The sequence below is a fragment of the Streptacidiphilus sp. PAMC 29251 genome, from assembly GCF_054208735.2.
Genome location: NZ_CM135725.2, coordinates 2314609 through 2334167, shown reverse-complemented (window position 1 = coordinate 2334167; position 19559 = coordinate 2314609). Strand labels below are relative to the sequence as shown.

19 protein-coding genes, 1 tRNA gene and 1 pseudogene are annotated in these 19559 nt (G+C 71.6%); 15 read left to right on the top strand and 6 right to left on the bottom strand.

Annotated elements, in window-relative coordinates; genetic code table 11:
- Positions 1–93: 93 nt before the first annotated feature.
- Positions 94–1725 carry a CBS domain-containing protein gene (locus tag ACXKR8_RS10920; RefSeq protein ID WP_458272705.1) on the bottom strand — a complete coding sequence of 544 codons (1632 nt, stop codon included), beginning with the start codon at positions 1723–1725 and terminating at the stop codon, positions 94–96.
- Positions 1726–1872: 147 nt separating this feature from the next.
- Between ACXKR8_RS10920 and ACXKR8_RS10915 the strand changes: the two genes are divergently transcribed.
- Positions 1873–2166: a hypothetical protein gene (locus ACXKR8_RS10915; protein WP_458272704.1), complete on the top strand. Its 294-nt coding sequence runs from the start codon at positions 1873–1875 to the stop codon at positions 2164–2166.
- 174 nt (positions 2167–2340) lie between these two features.
- Here ACXKR8_RS10915 and ACXKR8_RS10910 read toward each other — a convergent pair.
- Positions 2341–2423: transfer RNA gene (locus ACXKR8_RS10910), tRNA-Leu, on the bottom strand.
- A 296-nt stretch (positions 2424–2719) separates the two neighbouring features.
- Between ACXKR8_RS10910 and ACXKR8_RS10905 the strand changes: the two genes are divergently transcribed.
- The 4 genes from ACXKR8_RS10905 to ACXKR8_RS10890 all read left to right on the top strand — a co-directional run bounded on the left by ACXKR8_RS10905 (position 2720) and on the right by ACXKR8_RS10890 (position 6614).
- Complete coding sequence (locus ACXKR8_RS10905) at positions 2720–4087, top strand: M20/M25/M40 family metallo-hydrolase (RefSeq protein WP_458272703.1); 1368 nt, start codon at positions 2720–2722, stop codon at positions 4085–4087.
- 256 nt (positions 4088–4343) lie between these two features.
- On the top strand, positions 4344–4586 hold the full coding sequence (locus ACXKR8_RS10900; protein WP_458272702.1) for a chaplin: 243 nt from the start codon (positions 4344–4346) through the stop codon (positions 4584–4586).
- A gap of 129 nt (positions 4587–4715) precedes the next feature.
- Positions 4716–5558: an IS5 family transposase gene (locus ACXKR8_RS10895; protein ID WP_458266681.1), complete on the top strand. Its 843-nt coding sequence runs from the start codon at positions 4716–4718 to the stop codon at positions 5556–5558.
- A gap of 273 nt (positions 5559–5831) precedes the next feature.
- The gene (locus tag ACXKR8_RS10890) at positions 5832–6614 is read left to right on the top strand and encodes a chaplin (protein WP_462100449.1); all 783 of its coding nucleotides are present in this window, start codon (positions 5832–5834) and stop codon (positions 6612–6614) included.
- A 118-nt stretch (positions 6615–6732) separates the two neighbouring features.
- Here ACXKR8_RS10890 and ACXKR8_RS10885 read toward each other — a convergent pair whose 3' ends face one another.
- Positions 6733–6957, bottom strand: coding sequence for a DUF5703 family protein (locus ACXKR8_RS10885; RefSeq protein ID WP_458272700.1), 225 nt, complete (start codon positions 6955–6957; stop codon positions 6733–6735).
- A 205-nt stretch (positions 6958–7162) separates the two neighbouring features.
- Between ACXKR8_RS10885 and ACXKR8_RS10880 the strand changes: the two genes are divergently transcribed.
- Positions 7163–7786 (top strand): hypothetical protein, encoded by a 624-nt coding sequence (locus ACXKR8_RS10880; RefSeq protein WP_458272699.1) that lies wholly within the window; start codon positions 7163–7165, stop codon positions 7784–7786.
- Positions 7787–7846: 60 nt separating this feature from the next.
- On the opposite strand, the gene ACXKR8_RS10875 is transcribed toward ACXKR8_RS10880, so the two are convergent.
- Together ACXKR8_RS10875 and ACXKR8_RS10870 are read right to left on the bottom strand one after the other, a co-directional pair.
- Entirely contained in the window at positions 7847–10183 is a 2337-nt protein-coding gene (locus ACXKR8_RS10875) for an ATP-binding domain-containing protein (protein WP_458272698.1), read from the bottom strand.
- 206 nt (positions 10184–10389) lie between these two features.
- The gene (locus ACXKR8_RS10870; RefSeq protein ID WP_458272697.1) at positions 10390–11370 is read right to left on the bottom strand and encodes an aldo/keto reductase; all 981 of its coding nucleotides are present in this window, start codon (positions 11368–11370) and stop codon (positions 10390–10392) included.
- 125 nt (positions 11371–11495) lie between these two features.
- On the opposite strand from ACXKR8_RS10870, the gene ACXKR8_RS10865 reads away from it, so the two are divergent.
- On the top strand, positions 11496–12557 hold the full coding sequence (locus ACXKR8_RS10865; RefSeq protein ID WP_458272696.1) for an LLM class F420-dependent oxidoreductase: 1062 nt from the start codon (positions 11496–11498) through the stop codon (positions 12555–12557).
- 173 nt (positions 12558–12730) lie between these two features.
- Here ACXKR8_RS10865 and ACXKR8_RS10860 read toward each other — a convergent pair whose 3' ends face one another.
- Positions 12731–12931 carry a hypothetical protein gene (locus tag ACXKR8_RS10860; protein ID WP_458272695.1) on the bottom strand — a complete coding sequence of 67 codons (201 nt, stop codon included), beginning with the start codon at positions 12929–12931 and terminating at the stop codon, positions 12731–12733.
- Between the two features lie 101 nt (positions 12932–13032).
- On the opposite strand from ACXKR8_RS10860, the gene msrA reads away from it, so the two are divergent.
- The 8 genes and pseudogenes from msrA (at position 13033) to mshC (ending at position 19544) form a co-directional block, all read left to right on the top strand.
- Positions 13033–13563 (top strand): peptide-methionine (S)-S-oxide reductase MsrA, encoded by a 531-nt coding sequence (msrA, locus tag ACXKR8_RS10855; protein WP_458272694.1) that lies wholly within the window; start codon positions 13033–13035, stop codon positions 13561–13563.
- A gap of 60 nt (positions 13564–13623) precedes the next feature.
- A complete protein-coding gene (locus tag ACXKR8_RS10850) occupies positions 13624–14346 on the top strand; it encodes a histidine phosphatase family protein (RefSeq protein WP_458272693.1) in 723 nt (240 codons plus the stop codon).
- Between the two features lie 50 nt (positions 14347–14396).
- Positions 14397–14969 carry a DUF3090 domain-containing protein gene (locus ACXKR8_RS10845; protein WP_458272692.1) on the top strand — a complete coding sequence of 191 codons (573 nt, stop codon included), beginning with the start codon at positions 14397–14399 and terminating at the stop codon, positions 14967–14969.
- A 185-nt stretch (positions 14970–15154) separates the two neighbouring features.
- Positions 15155–15918 (top strand): annotated as a pseudogene (locus tag ACXKR8_RS10840) (SCO1664 family protein).
- Between the two features lie 114 nt (positions 15919–16032).
- Positions 16033–16344, top strand: coding sequence for a WXG100 family type VII secretion target (locus ACXKR8_RS10835; RefSeq protein ID WP_458272691.1), 312 nt, complete (start codon positions 16033–16035; stop codon positions 16342–16344).
- A 4-nt stretch (positions 16345–16348) separates the two neighbouring features.
- Positions 16349–17494 carry a WXG100 family type VII secretion target gene (locus ACXKR8_RS10830; RefSeq protein ID WP_458272690.1) on the top strand — a complete coding sequence of 382 codons (1146 nt, stop codon included), beginning with the start codon at positions 16349–16351 and terminating at the stop codon, positions 17492–17494.
- Complete coding sequence (locus tag ACXKR8_RS10825; RefSeq protein WP_458272689.1) at positions 17491–18243, top strand: hypothetical protein; 753 nt, start codon at positions 17491–17493, stop codon at positions 18241–18243. The genes ACXKR8_RS10830 and ACXKR8_RS10825 overlap by 4 nt, the downstream gene beginning before the upstream one ends.
- A 74-nt stretch (positions 18244–18317) precedes the next feature.
- Positions 18318–19544: a cysteine--1-D-myo-inosityl 2-amino-2-deoxy-alpha-D-glucopyranoside ligase gene (mshC, locus tag ACXKR8_RS10820; RefSeq protein ID WP_458272688.1), complete on the top strand. Its 1227-nt coding sequence runs from the start codon at positions 18318–18320 to the stop codon at positions 19542–19544.
- Positions 19545–19559 lie beyond the last annotated feature (15 nt).

The following is a 19559-nucleotide window of genomic DNA, read 5'->3' as shown; positions in this document are numbered from 1 at the left end:
GCGCACCGCTCTACGTCCTACCCGGCAGCACAGCACTGTGATCTCGAAAACGTGCGCGTCATTCGGGCGCGGAGTCGTTGGCCGACCGGCATCTCACGAGCGCGGGTCGAGCGAACGCAGCAGGTCCAGAAGTCCTTGGACGGGCCCGAGTTGGTTCACAGAGACCGGGTCGGGGCTGAAGTGCATGAGGTTGTTCCGGACCTGTCGGGCAAGATCGAGTTGAGCGAGAAAGAGCTGGTGGTCCGCGCCCCAGCCCAGACGGTTCCAGTGCTCCTCCGGGCCCAGGAGGTGCTGGTAGTTGCCGAAATTGAGAGCCGAGGCGGAGAGAACCTCCTCGGGTCGACGCCCCCGGGCAGCCCGGCGTATCTCGTCAAGGGTGAACCGCTCGTCGACGGTGCGACGCAGGCGCTGTTCGACCTCTTCGAGCAGCACCATCGGTCGTACCCGGATGTCGAACTGGAGAGTGAGATCAGCGGTGGTGACGATGCCACAGACCTTGAGGTCGTGGTCCTGAACGAAGACGTAACCGTGCTCGTGAATCTCCGAAATCCACCGCAGGAGGTCGTCGTCGTGCCGGGCAACGCGGGCTTGACTGTCCGTCGCGTCCTCCAGACTGGGCGTGGCCGTCGACATCCGCGCCCGGCCGACGGACTCCCAACTGACCGCCCCACGCAGATGATCGGCTTCGTCGAGCACGGGCAGTTGACTGCAGCGGCTGCTGATCATCTTGGTGACAGCCACCGTCAGGGAGTCGGTGAGGCGCACCGCTGTCAGGGAGGACCTGGGCGTGAGAATGGCCGAGGGGATGTTGCTGACCAGATAGGCAATGGGGCTCCTGTCCGCTTCCGCTCGCCCCGCGACAGCGTCCGTGACCGTGTCCGTGTCCGTGTTTGTATCCGCCAGCTGTGCCGTCGAGCTGGTTCGGCGGGCGCTCAGCGCCTCGCCGATCGCCATCACCGTGATCTCGCTTTTCAATGAGCCCTCAGTGAACGACGGGCGGGTGGTGAGTCCCATCCGGTCGAGATCGACGCGTATGTGATCGACGGCACTGGACAACCGGCCCGGAGCATTCCAAATGGCGAGGAAATCCTCAACGGTCATGCGCAGCGGGTCGGCAGCTCGCCGTTGCTCGACGGCTTCACGAAGGAGGGACGGCGTATTCGGGAGAATGGCAACAGCGCCTGGCGTCGACTGCGGTCCGGGGTCGACCCCGGTCTCGGCGAGGGCGGCGATCCGCACGGCCGCGTTGTTGCGGACCAGCTCGAACACGGTGAGCACCGAGCCGATGCTGTTCAGCAGGTCCTGCTGGATGGCTGATCGCTCCAGGTCGCGGACGAGCCATTGGACCGGGCGGGTATTACGCAGGCCATCACCGGCGTCCGGCCGGTACCGGTAGGGCCCGACCACGCGGCCGATGGCCACACGACGCAACCTGAGCGGCAGCATGACCAGGTCGCCGACCTCAATTTCCTCCCGCAAGCGGAAGAGCTGGCCGGTCCAGTTGCCGACCGTGCGACTGCCCTGGTCCGGGTACGTCTCGGCCACGGCTGTCCGGACGTCCTCGCGGGTGCGCAGGCCGCTGAGATCACCGACTTCGTCCCAGCCGACGACCACCACCTCTTGATCGAGGGCCTCCTGCGCCTGCGCGGCCTCCTCTCCGGCTCGTACAACCCACGCTCGCATGCCTTTGCCCCCAAGACCCAAGATCCCCATGTTGATCCGCACAGGCTACGCGCCCGCCACTGACCCCCGGGTCCCGGCCGGGGGTCGGAGAACTCCTGCGCTCGCCCGGACAGCCGCGGCCAGGAAGGGACGACGGCCACCATTTGCTGGTCACTCTTAGGTCGACAGTGCGCGATCTCCGAAGCGGCCATGGTGCTGCTCGATGGTGCCCGACGCGACGGCCTTGTCTACGCGCGCGAGGTCTACGACTACGTACAGGCCGGACTCGACACGGTGCCCCCCGGCAAGAGGGACCGCAGAGAGGTGAGGTTCCTCTTCGTTCCCAGCGAGGCCATCATGTTCGGGCGCAGGTCGACGCACCTGACGAACGGGCAGCACCGGACTCAGGCGATGCGGGACCAAGGCGTTGACCAGACTGTGGTGCTCCGCTGGCCGGTGCTCGTGGAAGCGGAAGATGGGGCGCGCAGTGACTCGAGCGCCTGATGACCCGACACCGAGCCTGCACTTCTGCCCGGCGTCCCGCGAGGTGAGTCCCGGTCTACCGCGCCCTCGGCACCGGGGGACGTACCACCCCGGAAAGCAGCAGGTGCGGATCAAGGCGAACCTCGAACCGCACCTGGTTGCTGCACCTTCACTTCCCCGTGGGGAAATGGTCTGTGTCCGAGGGGGGACTTGAACCCCCACGCCCCGAAGGGCACTAGCACCTCAAGCTAGCGCGTCTGCCATTCCGCCACCCGGACCGGGTGATCAACGCGGCGTCTCCGCCGGGCTGACGTGGATAACCATAGCAAAGATCAGCTGTGGTTCCGAACGCATTGCTGGCGGCTGGACCTGCGGTGATGCGGGCGGTGGGCGGGGGAGCGGAAGAGGAGCGGAAGAGGAGCGGATGACGGGCGGATGAAGGGCGGAAGAGGTGGCGGCCGGGGTGGGGGTTGGGGTTCCGGGTGGGCAGGAGAGAGGATGGCAGGGATCATGCCGGTGCGTCCCCCGGAGGTCGGGCGGAGGGGGCCGGCTACCACGAGAGAGGTGGTGCAGCGTGAGCGGGACCAATCCGAACCAGAGCCGCAGCCAGGGGCAGACCCAGGGACAGAGCAAGGGCGGTCAGGTCACCGGCGAGGACGAGGTCGCCGACCTCTGTCGGGAGCTGATCCGGATCGACACCAGCAACTACGGCGACGGATCGGGCCCCGGTGAGCGTGCCGCCGCCGAGTACGTGGCCGAGAAGCTGGCCGAGTTCGGTCTCGAGCCGCAGATCTTCGAGTCGGCCAAGGGCCGGGCCAGCACGGTGGCCCGGATCGCCGGCGAGGACCCGTCCCGTCCCGCGCTGCTGATCCACGGGCACACCGACGTGGTCCCGGCCAACGCGGACGACTGGACCCACCACCCCTTCGCCGGGGAGATCGCCGACGGCTGCGTCTGGGGGCGCGGCGCGGTCGACATGAAGGACATGGACGCGATGACCCTCGCGGTCGTCCGCGACCGGCTGCGCACCGGTCGCAAGCCCCCGCGCGACATCGTGCTCGCCTTCCTCGCGGACGAGGAGGCCGGCGGCGTCTTCGGCGCGCACCACCTGGTCGACAAGCACCCCGGGCTGTTCGAGGGCGTCAGTGAGGCCATCGGCGAGGTCGGCGGCTTCTCCTTCACCGTGAACGAGAACCTCCGCCTCTACCTGGTGGAGACCGCGGAGAAGGGGATGCACTGGATGCGTCTCACCGTGGACGGCACCGCCGGGCACGGCTCGATGACCAACAAGGACAACGCCATCACCGAGCTGTGCGAGGCCGTGGCCCGGCTCGGCCGGCACCAGTTCCCGGTGCGGGTCACCAAGAGCGTCCGGCACTTCCTGGACGAGCTGTCCGACGCGCTCGGGATGGAGCTGGACCCCGAGGACATGGACTCGGTGCTGGAGCGCCTCGGCGGCATCGCCAAGCTGATCGGCGCGACGCTGCGCAACACCGCGCAGCCGACCATGCTCGGCGCCGGCTACAAGGTGAACGTGATCCCGGGGCAGGCCACCGCGCACGTCGACGGCCGCTATCTGCCCGGCTTGGAGGACGAGTTCCACGCCGAGCTCGACCGGGTCCTCGGCCCGCGGATCCGCCGCGAGACCGTGCACGCGGACAAGGCGGTGGAGACGGACTTCGACGGCGCGCTGGTCGCCGCCATGCAGACCGCGCTGAAGGCGGAGGACCCGATCGCCCGCGCCGTCCCCTACTGCCTCTCCGGCGGCACGGACGCCAAGTCGTTCTCCGAGCTGGGCATCCGCTGCTTCGGCTTCGCCCCGCTGCAGCTGCCGCCGGACCTCGACTTCGCCGGGATGTTCCACGGCGTGGACGAGCGGGTGCCGGTGGACGGCCTGAAGTTCGGGGTCCGGGTGCTGGACCGTTTCATCGACGCCTGCTGACGGCCGCTGAGGGCCCTGCCCTGGAACTGCCGAGGCCCGCCGCTCCCCCCTCCGAGGGGTGGGAGCGGCGGGTCTTTCGCATGTGCGGGCGAGGACGGCCGCGCAGCAGATAAATGCTTCGATTATTTTCGCTCAGCCGTGCGTATTGATCACCGTTGCGGGTGAATGCCCGTGCGTACTAGTACCCCGTTTGCCGGAGCCTCGTTCACTCATATGCAGCCCGCCGAACGGGCTGCGACGGAACTAGGAGGACATTATGCAGGTCAAGAAGATCGTTGCGATTGCTGCCGCTACGGGTGGTCTGGTTCTCGCCGGCGCCGGTGCCGCGTCCGCCCATGGCGGCGCCACCGCCGAGGGCGCTACCTGGGGCTCCCCGGGCGTCCTCTCGGGCAACACCATCCAGGTGCCGATCCACATTCCGGTGAACCTCTGCGGCAACACCATCAGCGTGATCGGGCTGCTCAACCCGGCCTTCGGCAACAACTGCCAGAACTTCTGAGCGTCTTCCGGATGAATCCGGACCTTTAGAGCCCGTGCAGATAGGCGGTGTGGGGAGCCCCGGCAGCAAGGCGGGCACAGGTCCCGGCGATCATGGAGTTACGACGCTCTGTGATCACCGGGGAGACCTGTGCCCGTCCTGCCATCATGGCTGACCGACCCGCTCTGGGACCAATTCGCAGCCCTGCTGCCCGAGCGGCCGACAGTCGATCCGACCCATCCGCTGGGGTGCCACCGCCCCCGCATCAGCGACCGGATCGTGTTCGACAAGCTGCTGCAACTGCTGCGGTTCGGCTGCTCCTACGAAGCCATCGCCGACTCGACCTGTTCGGCGACCACTATCCGCAACCGCCGCGACGAGTGGATCCGGCTCGGCGTCTTCGCCCGGTTCAAGCAGATCGCGCTCGAGTCCTACGACCGGATGGTCGGGCTCGTGCTCGACCAGATCGCCATCGACGGCTCCATCACCAAGGCCCCCGGTGGCGGCGAGGCCGCCGGACGATCACCGGTCGATCGCGGCAAACAGGGCCTGAAACGCTCGGGAATGACCGATGGCTACGGAATCCCGCTCGGCCGGATCCTCGCCGGCGCGAACCGCCACGACTCCCCACTGCTCGCCCCGACCCTGGACCTGCTGGACGACCTCGGCCCGCTACCCGACGACATCACCGTGCACCTGGACGCCGGCTACGACTCGGACAAGACCCGGAGCGAACTGAGCGCGCGCAAGCTGCACGGCCGCATCGCGCACAAGGGCGAGAAAGCACCGATCCAGGCCAGCCAGCGCTGGCAGGTCGAACGCACACACGCCTGGCAGAACGCCTTCCACCGACTCGCCCGCTGCTACGAACGCCGCACCCACGTCATCAACGCCTTCTTCGACCTCGCCGACACCGTCATAACCGTCCGTAGCCTGATCCGACAGGCATGGACCACCCACCGCTGGGACGATCGCCCGAACCACCGCCCATGAGCACACGCCTATCTGCGCGGGCTCTTAGTCATGTGGTCCCGGGAGGCGAGCCATGCCTCCCGGGGCCATGTCGTCGTTCGTCGGGCGTCACCCCATCGGATGGGCTCACTCGGACGAATGAAAGGCGAGGCGCGCCATGTACCGCGACCCCGCGCTCTCGTTACGTGAATTGACAGCGAGAGTGCAGGTCATAGGTCCCGTACAGAATTAAAAGACAAAATGAGGGCAGGGCAATCCATGCGACAAGCTGCCAGACGCGGACTTCTCACGGTCATGGCGACCGGGAGCGTTCTCGCGTCCACCGCGGGTTACGCCTACGCGGACGCCGGTGCCGTGGGGACGGCCGCCGAGTCGCCGGGCGTCGGATCCGGCAACAACGTGCAGGTCCCCATCGATGTCCCGGTGAACGTCTGCGGGAACACGATCAACGTGGTCGGGCTGCTCAACCCGGCCATGGGCAACAACTGCGCCAACGGCTCCCAGCACGGGGGCTCTAAGCACGGAGGCCCCCAGTCCGGAGGCTCCCAGTCCGGTGGTTCGCAGTCCGGTGATTCGCAGTCCGGAGGCTCCCAGCACGGGACTCCCTGGCACGGCGGCGCGCCCGCCGCGGGGAGCCAGGGCGGCGCGAGCCACTCTCCCGGCGTGGGCGCCGGGAACACCGTCCAGGCGCCGATCGGCGCCCCGGTCAACCTCTGCGGTGACTCGGCGAGCGTCATCGGCCTGGCCAACCCGGCCTTCGGCAACCAGTGCGCCACGCACGGCGGTGGAGGGGGCACCCCCGCCCCGCCGGAGCACTGCTCCTGCACCCCGCCGCCGAACCACGGCCACCCGCAGCCCCCGCCGCCGAAGCACAGCAAGCCGCCGGTGACCCCGCCGGCCGTCCACCACAACCCGCCGCCCCCGCCGCCCGCCCCGGCCCGTGCGACGCCGCCGACGCAGGCCGTCCTGGCCTCCACCGGCGCGGACGCGGGCACGTTGCTGCTCGCCCCGGCCGGCGCCGCGATGGCGCTCGGCGGGCTGCTGCTCTACCGCCGCTCCCGGGTCGCCCAGCGCTGAGCGCCGTTTGGTAACGAGGGGCGACGAGGGGTGGTGCTTTCCCGGGGCTTCCGGGTGGCACCACCCCTCGTCGTCATCCCTCGCCGTCGGGCTGGGGCGCCGTCAGCGCGCAGCGCCGTCACTCTGCCAGGTAGGACCAGGTGCGGACCTGACGGATGATCTTCCGTCGCAGGACCACCTTGCGTCGCCCGTCCGGGAACAGTCTCAGCCGGTCGAGCTCCCAGTGGCCGTACTCCGCCTCCTCGGTCAGCAGCCGCCTCGCCTCGTTGCGCGAGACGTCCCTGGCCAGCAGGAGTGAGCGGAACTCGTATTCGGGCTGTTGGACGAACTTTGGTGCGGCCAAGTCTCTTCCTCCTGCAGAACGCAACGGTGCCAGCCTACGTCGGGTCGCACGGACGGGTGATGCCCATTCTGGGCCACGTTCATGGCACGAAACGCTCTCGATTCCGTGATCTGCCGGATCCGCAAGGTGTGCAGTTCCACTCGAATCGGGCGCGAGCGGATAACTTCTGTGCACTACGGGCCCAACAGCGGATAGCGTCAGCACCATGCCTGATGTCGCGCAGCCCACCATCGCCGAGGTACGTAGCGCCGCCGAGGCGGTCAAGGCCGCCATTGACCGCCATCTGGCCGCTGTCGAGGCCCGCACCGGGGAGAACGACCCGGGGGTCGCCACCGCCTACGCGGCGCTGGCGGAGGCCGCCGACGCCTATGACGAGGCCCTCTACGACGCCTACGACGAGGTCACCCCGTTCGAGGTGCCGCACGACAGCGATCTCTCCCAGTTCGCCGACCCGGACGACCCGGAGGCGATCAGCGTGCTGATCCGCCGGGACTACCTGATCACCGATCCGCTGCGGCTCCGGGCGGCCGCGCTCCGGATCGACGGCACCACGGTCGCCGACCCCGGCCCGGTCTCGGCCAGCGTCTCCAGCGCCCTCGGTGCGATCTTCGGCGAGTACGAGCCGGACGAGATCGCCTCCCGCTCCGAGGAGTTCGGTCTTGAGGAGGGCGACTCCACGCTCTGGGTCACCGCCGCGGACCCGGCCGAGCCGGGGGACTGGCTGGCCGAGCCCTTCGACGACGCCGACCCCGACCTGCTGATCTGCCGTTTCGACGTCAGCGAGGTCTACGACGACGAGTTGGAGTCGTTGGACCCCGAGGAGCACTGAGCAGCAGCCGCCCTTGGGCGGACGGCGGCCTGAGGCCCGGAGCCCTGAGGGCTCCGGGCCTCAGCCCTGCAGGTCGGCCGTCTGCTCGGCCAGGACGCCGCGCAGGCGGGTGGTCCTGCCCTGGGCCGGGACCGCCGCCACCGCCTGGACCAGGGCCGGGCCCACCGCGTGGACCACGGAGAGGTGCCGTTCGGCCCGGCTGAACGCGGTGTAGACCCACTGCCGGGTCAGCTCGCTCGCCGCGTCCGGCGCGAGCAGCACCACCACGCCGGGCCAGCGCCGTCCCACCGCCTGATGGCCGGTCAGCGCCCAGCCGTGCCGGACCGTGCCGACCTGCTCGCGGGGCACCCGTACCTCCTCGCCCTCGCAGTCCAGCAGCAGACCCTGCGGCCCGCCCGCCCGGACCGTGCCGGGACGGGCCGTGCCGGGCACGGGGGAGTGCACCACGGCGTCGCCCGCGTCGAAGCCGCCGAAGGTGCCGGGGCCCGGGTTGAAGCGCTGCTTGAGCGCCGCGTTGAGGGCCCTGGTCCCGGCCGGGCCGCCGTGGCCGGCGGTCAGCACCCGGACCTGCTCGGCCGGGATGCCCAGGGCACGCGGGATCGAGTCGCCGACCAGCTGCAGCGCCCGGTGCACGGCCTCGGCGCCGTCCTTGGCGGTGACGATGACGACCTCCTTGTCCGGCGCCTCGACCGGCAGCAGCTCGCCCACGCCGACCCCGGACGCCAGCTCGCCGATCGGCCCGAAGTCGGGCGTGCGGGAGGCGACGGCCGGGCAGGCCTTGGCGGCCAGGATGTCGGCGAAGACCCGTCCGGGACCGGCCGACCACAGCTCGGCGGGGTCGCCGCTGAGCACCAGCCGGGCCCCGTCGGCGACCGACTCGACCAGGGTGGCGGCCGACTCGACGTCCAGGGTGGGGGAGTCGCAGACCACCAGCAGGTCCAGGGCCAGCGTCCCGTCGGCGGAGCGGCCCGGGCCCTCGGCGCCTGCGAGCAGCCCGGCCAGCGTCACGGCGTTCTCGTCGGCCAGCCGCCGCCGTCCGTCGGCGGTCGCGGCGGCGACCCAGGCGCGCAGTCCGAGGCCGCGGGCCGCGCGCACCAGCGCGACGGGTTCGGCGCGGGCGGCTTCGCCGCCGGTGTGCAGCACGAGGCCGGCCTCGGCGACGGCGCGGATCAGCGCGGCGGCGGAGGGGGAGGGGGCGGCGGAGGCGGCCGCGTCCCAGTCCAGGGCGGGTGCGGCGGGCTCGGCGGGCACGTCGGGTTCGGTGTCGGAGCCGTCAGCGTCGGAGCCGTCGGTGTCGGAGCCGTCAGTGGCGGGGACGGGATCGCCCTCGAAGGTGGAGATCAGCCGGACCAGGCCGTCCGCGAGGCTGTCCTCGGCCAGCGCCAGCCGGTCCAGGGCGAGCAGGACGCGGACCGGCGGCTCCTCCTCGTCCTCCTCGTCGGCGGAGGAGGCGGAGGGGCCGGCGGCGCGGTGTGAGCCGGGTTCCTGCGGCAGGGCCTCGGGGAAGTGCATCACCGAGCCGTCGCCGCCCTCGCCGAGCATCTGGACCAGAGCGCCGGGCGCGTCCGTGACGCCCTGCTTCTCCAGGCCGGCGCTGACGTCGGTCAGCTCCACGGCGGTGTGTCCGCGCAGGGCGGCCCGTGACAGCAGCCAGACCGCGAGGGCCTGGGCCCGGCGCGGGTCGTCCGGCCCGCAGGCGGCGCCGAGCAGCCCGCGGGCGAAGCCGTCAGCGTGCTCGGGACGGACCCCGGGGACGCCCAGGACGGCCCAGGGGTTCTCCCGTAGCAGTACGGGCGCGGCCTCGCCGAGGGTGGCCACGGTCGCGGTGACCAGTTCGGCGGGGGCGCCGCCGGCGGCGAGGACCTCAGCGGTGGCCCGCAGCGCGTCCGCCCGCGGGGCGGGCGAGGACGCGGCGGCGGGGGCCGAGCGGGCCTGACCTGAGGCCGCCTGGCCTGAGGGGGAGCGACGGGACGGGTCGGCGGGTGCAGCGGGCTGGGCGGGCGGCGCCGCAGACGCGGTCGCGGGGGAGAAGCTGTCGGCGTCGGTAGCCGGTGCAGGGCGGGAGGCAGCGGGAGCGCCGCCTGCGCCGACGGCGTCGTCGTCGTTGGCTGGGTCGGGGTGTGAGTCGGTGCGGGCGGCGGGAACGTCGGCTCCGCCGACGGCGCGGATGGCGTCGGCGAGCTGCTCGGTGGAGGGCCGTGCTGCGTCCTCCGAGGGAGGGGCGTGGCTCTCGGCGCGGCCGGCCGGACCCCCGTCCTGCTCAGCCGCCGCCTGGCGGCCCTCCGGGCCCTCGCTGCCGCCCTCGCCCTCGTCGTCCGAGTCCTCGTCCGGGTCCACGCGCGGGGGCGGGGGCCGGCGGGTCACGATGACGCCGGTCCCGCCGTCGATCGCCCGCATCGCCTGCGCCAACATCGCGGCCGTGGCCCCGCCCGAGGCTGAGCCTACGACCTGCTCCGCAGCCGCTCCTTCCGCCCCGCCCGACGCAGCTACCTGCTCCGCAGCCGAGCCCGCGGGAGCGCCCGCGCCCCCCTCCGGCGCAGCCGCCTGCTCTGCCGCGTCCCCCGCCGTGGCGGCGGGGTCTGTGGTCGATGTCGGTTCCACGCTCACAGGGCGCTCCAGTCGTGGTCGGGGTAGAAGTGGATCGGCGCCGAGATCTCGTCCAGTGCTCTGCAGATCTCTCCCGGGAGCGTAAGGGACTCCACTGACAACGCCGCCGCGAGCTGCGCGGCGTTCCGTGCGCCCACGATCGGTGCGACCACGCCGGGGCGGTCCCGCACCCAGGCCAGGGCGACCTGCAGCGGGGTCGCGCCGAGGCCGTCCGCCGCGGTGGCGACCGCGTCGACGATCCGCCGGCCCCGCTCGTCCAGGTAGGGCTGGACGAAGGCGGCCAGGTAGGGGGAGGCGCCACGGGAGTCGGCGGGAGTCCCGTGCCGGTACTTGCCGGTGAGCACGCCGCGCCCGAGCGGCGAGGCCGCGAGCAGGCCCATGTCGCTGTCGACGGCCGCGGGCAGCACCTCGCGCTCTATTCCGCGCTGGAGCAGCGAGTACTCCATCTGGGTGCACGCCAGGGGCGTGCGGCCGGGCACCGCGCGCTGCCAGGTGGCGGCCTTGGCGAGCTGCCAGCCGCAGAAGTTGGACACCCCCACATAGCGGGCGCGGCCTGAGGAGACGGCGAGGTCCAGCGCGTGCAGGGTCTCCTCGGTCGGGGTGCCCGGGTCGAACGCATGGACCTGCCACAGGTCGACGTAGTCGGTGCCGAGCCGGCGCAGCGAGGCGTCCAGGGAGGACAGCAGATGTCCGCGCGAGCCGTCGAAGCGCCGGTCCGGGTCCGGCACGCTGCCGGCCTTGGTGGCGATCACCAGTTCGGAACGGGGCACGAACTCCTCGATCAGGCGCGAGAGCAGGTACTCCGCGCCCCCGTCCGCGTACACGTCGGCGGTGTCGACGAGGTTGCCGCCGGCCTCGACGAAGGTCTTGAGCTGCTCCGCCGCGTCGAGTTCGTCCATGCCCTGGCCCCAGGTCATGGTGCCGAGACCGATCCGGGAGACGCGCAGCCCGGTCCGGCCCAGATGTCGCAGTTCCATGACCGGTGAGCGTAGTGGTCGCACGGCCGGGTGCGACGCAGGCCACAGCTCGATACTCGTCGGTAGCTTCCGGGCCCCGCCCCCGATACAGTCGCGGTGACGCCCATACCAACGGAGGCAGCACCGTGCGACTCGGCATCAATCTCGGCTACTGGGGCCTCGGCAACGACGCCGACAACATCGCCGTCGCGCAGGAGGCGGACCGGCTCGGCTTCGCGGTCTGCTGGGCGGCCGAGGCGTACGGTTCGGACGCCGCGACCGTCCTCGCCTTCGTCGCCGCCAAGACCGAGCGGATCGACGTCGGCTCGGCGATCTTCCAGATCCCGGCCCGCACCCCCACCATGACCGCGATGACCGCGGCCACCCTGGACACCCTCTCCGGCGGCCGGTTCCGGCTCGGCCTCGGGGTCTCCGGGCCGCAGGTCTCCGAGGGCTGGTATGGCGTCAAGTTCGACAAGCCGCTGGCCCGGACCCGCGAGTACGTGGAGATCATCCGGATGGCGATGGCCCGCGAGCGGGTGGTCCACGACGGCGCCAACTGGACGCTGCCGCTGCCCGGCGGCCCCGGCAAGCCGCTGAAGCTGACCGTGCACCCGGTGCGCGAGCACATCCCGCTCTACATCGCCGCGATCGGCCCCAAGAACCTCGAGCTGACCGGCGAGATCGCGGACGGCTGGCTGGGCATCTTCTTCGCCCCCGAGCAGGCCGAGCTGTCGCTGGAGCACCTCACCGCGGGCCGCGCCAAGGTCGGCAAGACCCTGGACGGCTTCGACGTCGCGCCCAACGTCCCGATCGCGGTCAGCGCCAGCGACAAGCCGGAGGACCTGGCGGCGGCGGGCAACCTGTTCCGCCAGTACACCGCGCTCTACGTCGGCGGCATGGGCAGCAAGGACCAGAACTTCTACAACCGGATCGCCCGGCGGATGGGCTACGACCAGGCCGCCGACGAGATCCAGGAGAAGTACCTGGCCAAGGACTACGCCGGCGCCGCTGCCGCGGTCCCGCAGCAACTGATCGACTCCACCACCCTGATCGGCACCAAGGACCGCCTCGCCGACCGCCTGCAGGCCTTCGCCGCCGCCGGCGTCACCACGCTGAACCTCTCCCCGGGCGGCTTCACCCTGGACGAACGCGTCGAGGCCCTCCGCACCGCCGTGGCGGCGGTGGAGCAGGCCGGCCTGGCCTGAGGGGACTCTCTCCGGGCGTTCAGCACCGGTCGGGTCCCGGCGCCGGGTGCGGCTGAAGCCTCGTCGGGGTTTTCAGGCGCCTCGGCGCAGGGCATCAAGAGTGAGATCCTTGCGCCCGATGGCGTCGTCCGGTAGGTCGGCCAGCATGGCCTGGCTCACCTGGTTCACCTGGCTCACCCGAAAATTCCCTGCCCTTTCTCGTCGAATCCCCGGACTTTCGGCAGGATGGAATCCCGGTATTTCTTTCCGAAGCGGGAAATCGACCGAATGATCGCCTGGTCCGTCTGCTCGACGAATCCACCCGACCAGCGGTCGCGCAGGTCGACGAACACCCCTCTGGCCAGCCAGGCGAGGCCCGCAGCGCAGAGTTGCACCGTGTCTCTCCACCCGTCCCGGGGATCGGGACCGTGATCGTGGAATTCCGGGGTGGTGTCGGTGCGTTGCGTGGAGTGAACACGATCCTGAGGAGGAACCGGTGGGCACGCAGACGCAGAAGGCCGTGTTGGCAGGCGGGTGTTTCTGGGGGATGGAGGCGCTGATCCGTCGACAGCCCGGAGTGGTCGACACCCGCGTCGGCTACGCCGGGGGCGACGTCCCGAACGCCACCTACCGCAACCACGGGACGCATGCCGAGTCGATCGAGATCACTTACGATCCCGACGGCACCGACTTCCGCTCGATCCTGGAGTTCTTCTTCCAGATCCACGACCCCAGCACGACGAACCGCCAGGGCAACGACATCGGTTCCAGCTACCGTTCGGCGATCTTCTACCAGGACGACGAGCAGAAGCGGATCGCCGAGGACACCATCGCGGACGTCGACGCCTCCGGTCTGTGGCCGGGGAAGGTCGTCACCGAGGTGGCACCCGCAGGGCCGTTCTGGGAGGCGGAGCCCGAGCACCAGGACTACCTGGAGCGCTACCCGGCCGGCTACACCTGCCACTTCATCCGGCCGGGGTGGAAGCTGCCGCGGCGGCACACGGGCACGGCCGTGATCGAGAGCTGACGGTCGGCGGCGGGACCGGCCCGGCGGCCGGTCGGCGGGGGCGCGTCGTAGGCTGATCCCATGCCGACCCTGCTGCTCGTCCGCCACGGCCGTTCCACCGCCAACTCCTCCGGGATCCTCGCCGGGTGGACCCCCGGCGTGGACCTCGACCCGCACGGCGAGCAGCAGGCCAAGGACCTGGCCGAACGCCTGGCCGGGGTGCCGCTCGCGGGGGTCGTCAGCAGTCCGCTGGACCGCTGTCGGCAGACCCTGGCGCCGCTGCTGGAGGCCCGCCCCGAGCTGGTCCAGCGGCTGGACGAGCGGCTCGGCGAGTGCCGCTACGGCGACTGGACCGGCCGTCCGCTGGCCGAGCTGGCGGCCGAGCCGCTGTGGAAGACCGTGCAGGCGCACCCGTCCGCCGTGGTCTTCCCCGGGCCCGAGGGCGAGTCCATGCGCGAGCTGAGCCACCGCGCGGTGGAGAGCGTCCGTGAGTGGGACGCCGAGATCGAGCGCGAGCACGGGGCCGACGCGGTCTGGCTGGCCTGCAGCCACGGCGACGTGATCAAGGCGATCGTCGCCGACGCGCTCGGCCTGCATCTGGACAACTTCCAGCGGATCTCGGTCGAGCCCTGCTCGGTCACCGTCATCCGCTACACCCCGCTGCGGCCCTTCCTGCTGCGCCTCGGCGACACCGGTGACCTCAGCGGCTTCGCCCCCCGCCCGACCTCGGAGAAGACCGCGGACGGGGCCGCCGAGGACGGTTCGGGGGACGCAGTGATCGGGGGAGACACCGGAGTCCGCTGACGCGTAGGTAGGGTTGGCTCGAACAGCGACGTCCAGATCTGGAGCAAGCCGTGCCCCGCCAGGTGTTCTTCTATGATCCGCCCGAGCGATTCGTGGCCGGTACGGTCGGCGAACCCGGTTCGCGTGCCTTCTACCTGCAGGCCAGCGCGCGAGGGCGGGTGACCAGCGTGCTCCTGGAGAAAACCCAGGTGGCGGCGCTGGCCGAACGTGTCGAGGAGCTGCTGGACGAGGTGGTCCGGCGCAGCGGCGGCAGCACCGCGGTCCCGGCCGTGGCCCCGTCCGAACTGATCGACAGCGCCCCGCTGGACCAGCCGGTGCAGGAGGAGTTCCGGGTCGGCACCATGGCCCTGGCCTGGGACGAGTCCATCGACCGGCTGATCGTGGAGGCCCAGGCGCTGATCGAGGTCGACCCGGAGGGCGACCCCGACGACCAGAACATCTTCGAGGACGACGAGAACGGTCCGCCGATGCTGCGGGTCCGCCTCAGCGGTGCGATGGCCCGGGTCTTCGCCAAGCGGGCCCTGGAGCTCGTCTCGGCGGGACGGCCGCCGTGCCCGTTCTGCAGCCTCCCGCTGGACCCCCAGGGCCATGTGTGCCCGCGCCAGAACGGATACCGGCGCTGAGCAGGCCCCCGGACGCCCCCGGCACGGGCGCCGACACCGGCCGGGACGCCTCCGACGAGCTCCCCGAGGCGCCTGAGGCCCTCGACGAGACCTCCGACGGGACCTCCGACGAGACCCCCGAGCCGCCCGAGGCCGACCCGGTCGCCTCGGCCGCCCTCGCCGCCGACCCGGGACGGGCCCTGGCCCTGCTCCGCGGCGGCGAGCTGCGGATCCACGGCCAGCTCACCGAGGCATCCAACGGCGTCTTCTACTGCACCGTCAGCGACGGCCGGGGCGAGGCGGTCTGCGTCTACAAGCCGGTCCGCGGCGAGCGCCCGCTCTGGGACTTCCCGGACGGCACGCTGGCCGGCCGGGAGACCGCCGCCTACCTGGTCTCCGCCGCGACCGGCTGGGGCCTGGTGCCGCCGACCGTGCTCCGCGAGGGCCCGCTCGGCCTGGGCATGTGCCAGATCTGGGTGGAGGCCGACCCGGAGGCCCAACTGCTGGCCCTGCAGGACGTGCAGGAGGCCGAGCGGGGCTGGCGGCCCATCGCCAGGGCCGAGGTCGGCGGGGCAGGACCGCGCTGCTGGTGCACGCCGAGGACGTCCGGCTGCGCCGCCTGGCCGTGCTGGACGCCGTGATCAACAACGGCGACCGCAAGGGCGGCCACCTGCTGCCCGCGGTGGACGGCCGGCTCTACGGCATCGACCACGGGGTCTCCTTCGCCGTCCCCGGCAAGCTGCGCACCCTGCTCTGGGGCTGGGCCGGAGAGCCGCTGGACGACGAGGCGGTGGCCGTCCTCACCGCCCTCGCCGCCGAGCTCAAGGGGACGCTCGCCAAGGAGTTGGCGCCGCTGCTCACCCCCGCCGAGATCGACGCCCTGCGGCTCCGGGTCGCGGATCTGCTGCGCACCGGACTGCACCCGGTCCCCTCCGGCGACTGGCCCGCCGTCCCCTGGCCGCCGATCTGAGCAGCACCCACCCCCTGCGGTCCGGCGCCGGACCGGCTGTGGCATCCTGCTTCCCGTCGTCGGTGGACACCGCACAGTCGGTGTACGCACCGCACAGTGACGAGGGGGCAACCGATGAAGCCGACGTTCCTCGCGGATCCGCAGGCCATCCAGAAGCTGGCAGGCGAGTTCCGTACCGCGGCGGAGAACCTGCAGCACGCGATCCCCGGATTCGAGAGCGACGTGTTCGCGGTCGGTGAGGCGTTCGGGCTGCTCGGAGCCTGCACCGGCGCCGCCGACCAGTACCAGAACCTGGTGCGGCACACCGTGACCGGCCTGAACCAGCTGGCCGAGGTGCTGGACGGCGACCAGCAGGGGCTGGACTTCAACGCCGCCTTCTACCGCAGCACGGACCGTCACAACTCGCTTCTGCTCGGGGGGAACTGAGCGCATGGGCCTGAACATCAACGGGGCGGTCGCCGGCAAGGTCGCCAAGGTGCTGTCCATGATCGACCTCCCCTGGCCGGGCGGGGACCCGGACGCCCTGCGCCGGCTCGCCCGTGAATGGCGGTCCCTGGCCGGTCGGTTGACCACGACCGCGGAGCATCTCGACGGCGCCGTGCACGGGGTGGTCGGCTCGTCCTGGGAGGGCTCGGCCGCTGACTCCTTCGCCGCGCACTGGGCCGCGCAGCACCAGGCCCTGCTCGACAGCGCCAAGAACTTCCAGGCGGTGGCGAAGGAACTCGACGCCTACGCCGACGAGGCGGAGCAGATCATCGCGGCGATCGTCGACATCGCGCTGCAGATAGCCGAGTTCGAGCTGGCCGGAGCCCTGCTGACGGTGTTCACCGCCGGGATCTCCGACGCCGTCAGCGCGGCGGCCTCGGGGGAGCGGGCGCTGAAGATCGTCCAACTGCTGGACCGTTTCATCGAGATGGCCCAGAAAGCGGAGCGGGTGATCACCGAACTGGTCGAGGACATCAGGAAGCTCGGAGTGGTCCCCCGGATCCTGGTCGACGGGCTCAAGAACACCTCGATGAACCTGCTGGGCACCCAACTGAGCAACCTGATGTCGGGCAAGGGCCTGATCGGCGCCAAGGACGCGGAGACCGCAGGGCTGGCCGGCTTCGGCGCGGCCGGCCTCGGCAGCGCCCTGGAGGGCGTCGGCGGCGCCCTGACGTCCAAGGGCGCCCACGCCGCGCCGCCGAGCCGGATAGTCCAGCTCCTCAGCGGCGACGGCCTCAGCAGCGGCATGAACACGGTCAGGACGATCGGCATGGGCGCGGTCACCAGCGCGGCCGGAGGCGCCCTCGCCGACGGCGTCGAGGGCAACGGGCTGCGCGCCACCGTGGTCGACACCGTCACCGACGGGTTGACCGGCGGGGTCGGCGCGGGCCTGGCCGGCTCGGTGAAGAGCACCACCAACAGCACCGGCAAGCACGCCGCACCCAACCCGCTGACTCCGGTCACCGTCGAGATCGGCGGCAACGGCGCGGTCTACGGAGCGGGCGGCGCGCTGGAGGGGGCGCTCAACAACAACCCCACCCTTCCGGAGCAGAACCAGGGTCTCGACGGCGCCGTGGAGGTTCCCCAGTGATCGTCACCCCCTTTCTGCTGTTCGTGGTGGTGGGCCTGCCGCTCCTCGGCGCACTGGTCGTGATCCCGCTGGTGCTGGTGGTGCGCCACCGTGAGCAGCGGTCCCGGCAGGCGGTGGACGCCGTCGCGGTGCTGCGCCCCGGTTGGACCGGCGTCACCGCACCGGCCCCCGGCGGCCTGCACCGGCGCTACCGCAGCGGCCGGCCGTTCAACGGGCCCAACCCGGGCTTCCGCACCCTCCTGTACGGTCCGCTGCCCGGCGGGGCGCAGGCGGAGGTGTTCCACTTCAGCACCACCTACCGGCAGAACAAGAGTGCGGTCGTCACCGCCTGGACGGTCGCCTCCGTGGTCGTCCCGCGACCGCTGCCGAGTGTGTCCGTGCGTCCGACCGGCGACCCCGCCGAGGCGGCGACCCCGGTCCCGGTCGGCGACGGCCACGCCCAGTCCTACAACGAGGCCACCTTCGGACCGCTCTGGGCGGGGCTGCGCGGCTACTCCCTCGATCCGGGGGCGGCCGCGGCGCTGTTCACCCCGGAGGTCCTCGGCCGGAGCCGCGCGCTGGGCCTGGACTGGCGGATGGAGGGCCGCGCCCTCCTCGCCGTGGCGCCGGACCACCGCCCCCCGGCGGCGATGCTCCAACTGGTCGACACCCTGGCGTGGTTCGCCGCGCTGGTGCCCGAGGAGGTGCTGCGGGCCGCCGCCGAGCAGCCCGACCCGTGGGCCGGGCCGAGCGCCGAGCGGCCGGCCTAGGCGGGCGCCGGAGATCCGGCGGCCGGGGGAGGCACTGGTGCGAAGATCAACCAAGTCCGGTTAGAGTCATCTGTATGTATGCCTGGCCCGCCACCGACGTCCCCGCACTCCCCGGCCAGGGGAGTCCCCTGCGTATCTTCGACACCTCCGCAGGAGCCGTGCGGACCACGGAGCCGGGCCCGACCGCCCGGCTCTACGTGTGCGGGATCACCCCCTACGACGCCACCCACCTCGGGCACGCGGCCACCTACAACGCCTTCGACCTGATCCAGCGGGTCTGGCGGGACGCCGGCCACGAGGTGGTCTACGTCCAGAACGTCACCGACGTCGACGACCCGCTGCTGGAGCGCGCCACCGCCACCGGCATCGACTGGACCGAGCTGGCCGAGCGGGAGACCGCGCTGTTCCGCGAGGACATGACCGCGCTGCGGATGCTGCCCCCCGCGCACTACATCGGCGCGGTCGAGGCCATCCCCGGCATAGTCCCGCTGATCAAGGAGCTGCTGACGTCCGGCGCGGCCTATGAGCTCGACGGCGACATCTACTTCTCGGTCGCGTCCGACCCGCACTTCGGCGAGGTCTCCCGGCTCGGCGAGGAGCAGATGCTGCGCCTCTTCGGCGAGCGCGGCGGCGACCCCGACCGTCCCGGCAAGAAGCACCGGCTCGACCCGCTGCTGTGGCTCGCCGCCCGTCCGGACGAGCCCGCCTGGGACTCCGAGATCGGCCGCGGCCGCCCCGGCTGGCACATCGAGTGCGTGGCCATCGCGCTGGACCACCTCGGCATGGAGTTCGACATCCAGGGCGGCGGCAGCGACCTGGCCTTCCCGCACCACGAGATGGGCGCCTCGCACGCCCAGGTGCTGACCAAGCTGCACCCGTTCGCCCGCGCCTACGTCCACGCCGGCATGGTCGCCCTCGAGGGCGAGAAGATGTCCAAGTCGCGCGGCAACCTGGTGTTCGTCTCCCGGCTGCGCCGCGACGGCGTGGAACCGGCCGCGATCCGGCTCGCGCTGCTCGGCCACCACTACCGCTCGGACTGGGAGTGGACCGACGCCGACCTGCTCCGCGCCCAGCACCGGCTGGCCCGCTGGCGCGCCGCGGTCTCCCGTCCGGACGGCCCCGATGCCACCGAGACCCTGGCCGAGGTCCGCGCCGCCCTCGCCGACGACCTGAACGCCCCGCGCGCCCTGGCCGTCATCGACGCCTGGGCCACGAAGCAGGACGACTTCGGCGGCCACGACACCGGTGCCCCCGGCGTGATCTCCCGTACGGTGGACGCGCTGCTGGGAGTGGCACTCTGAGCTGACCCCGGGGGG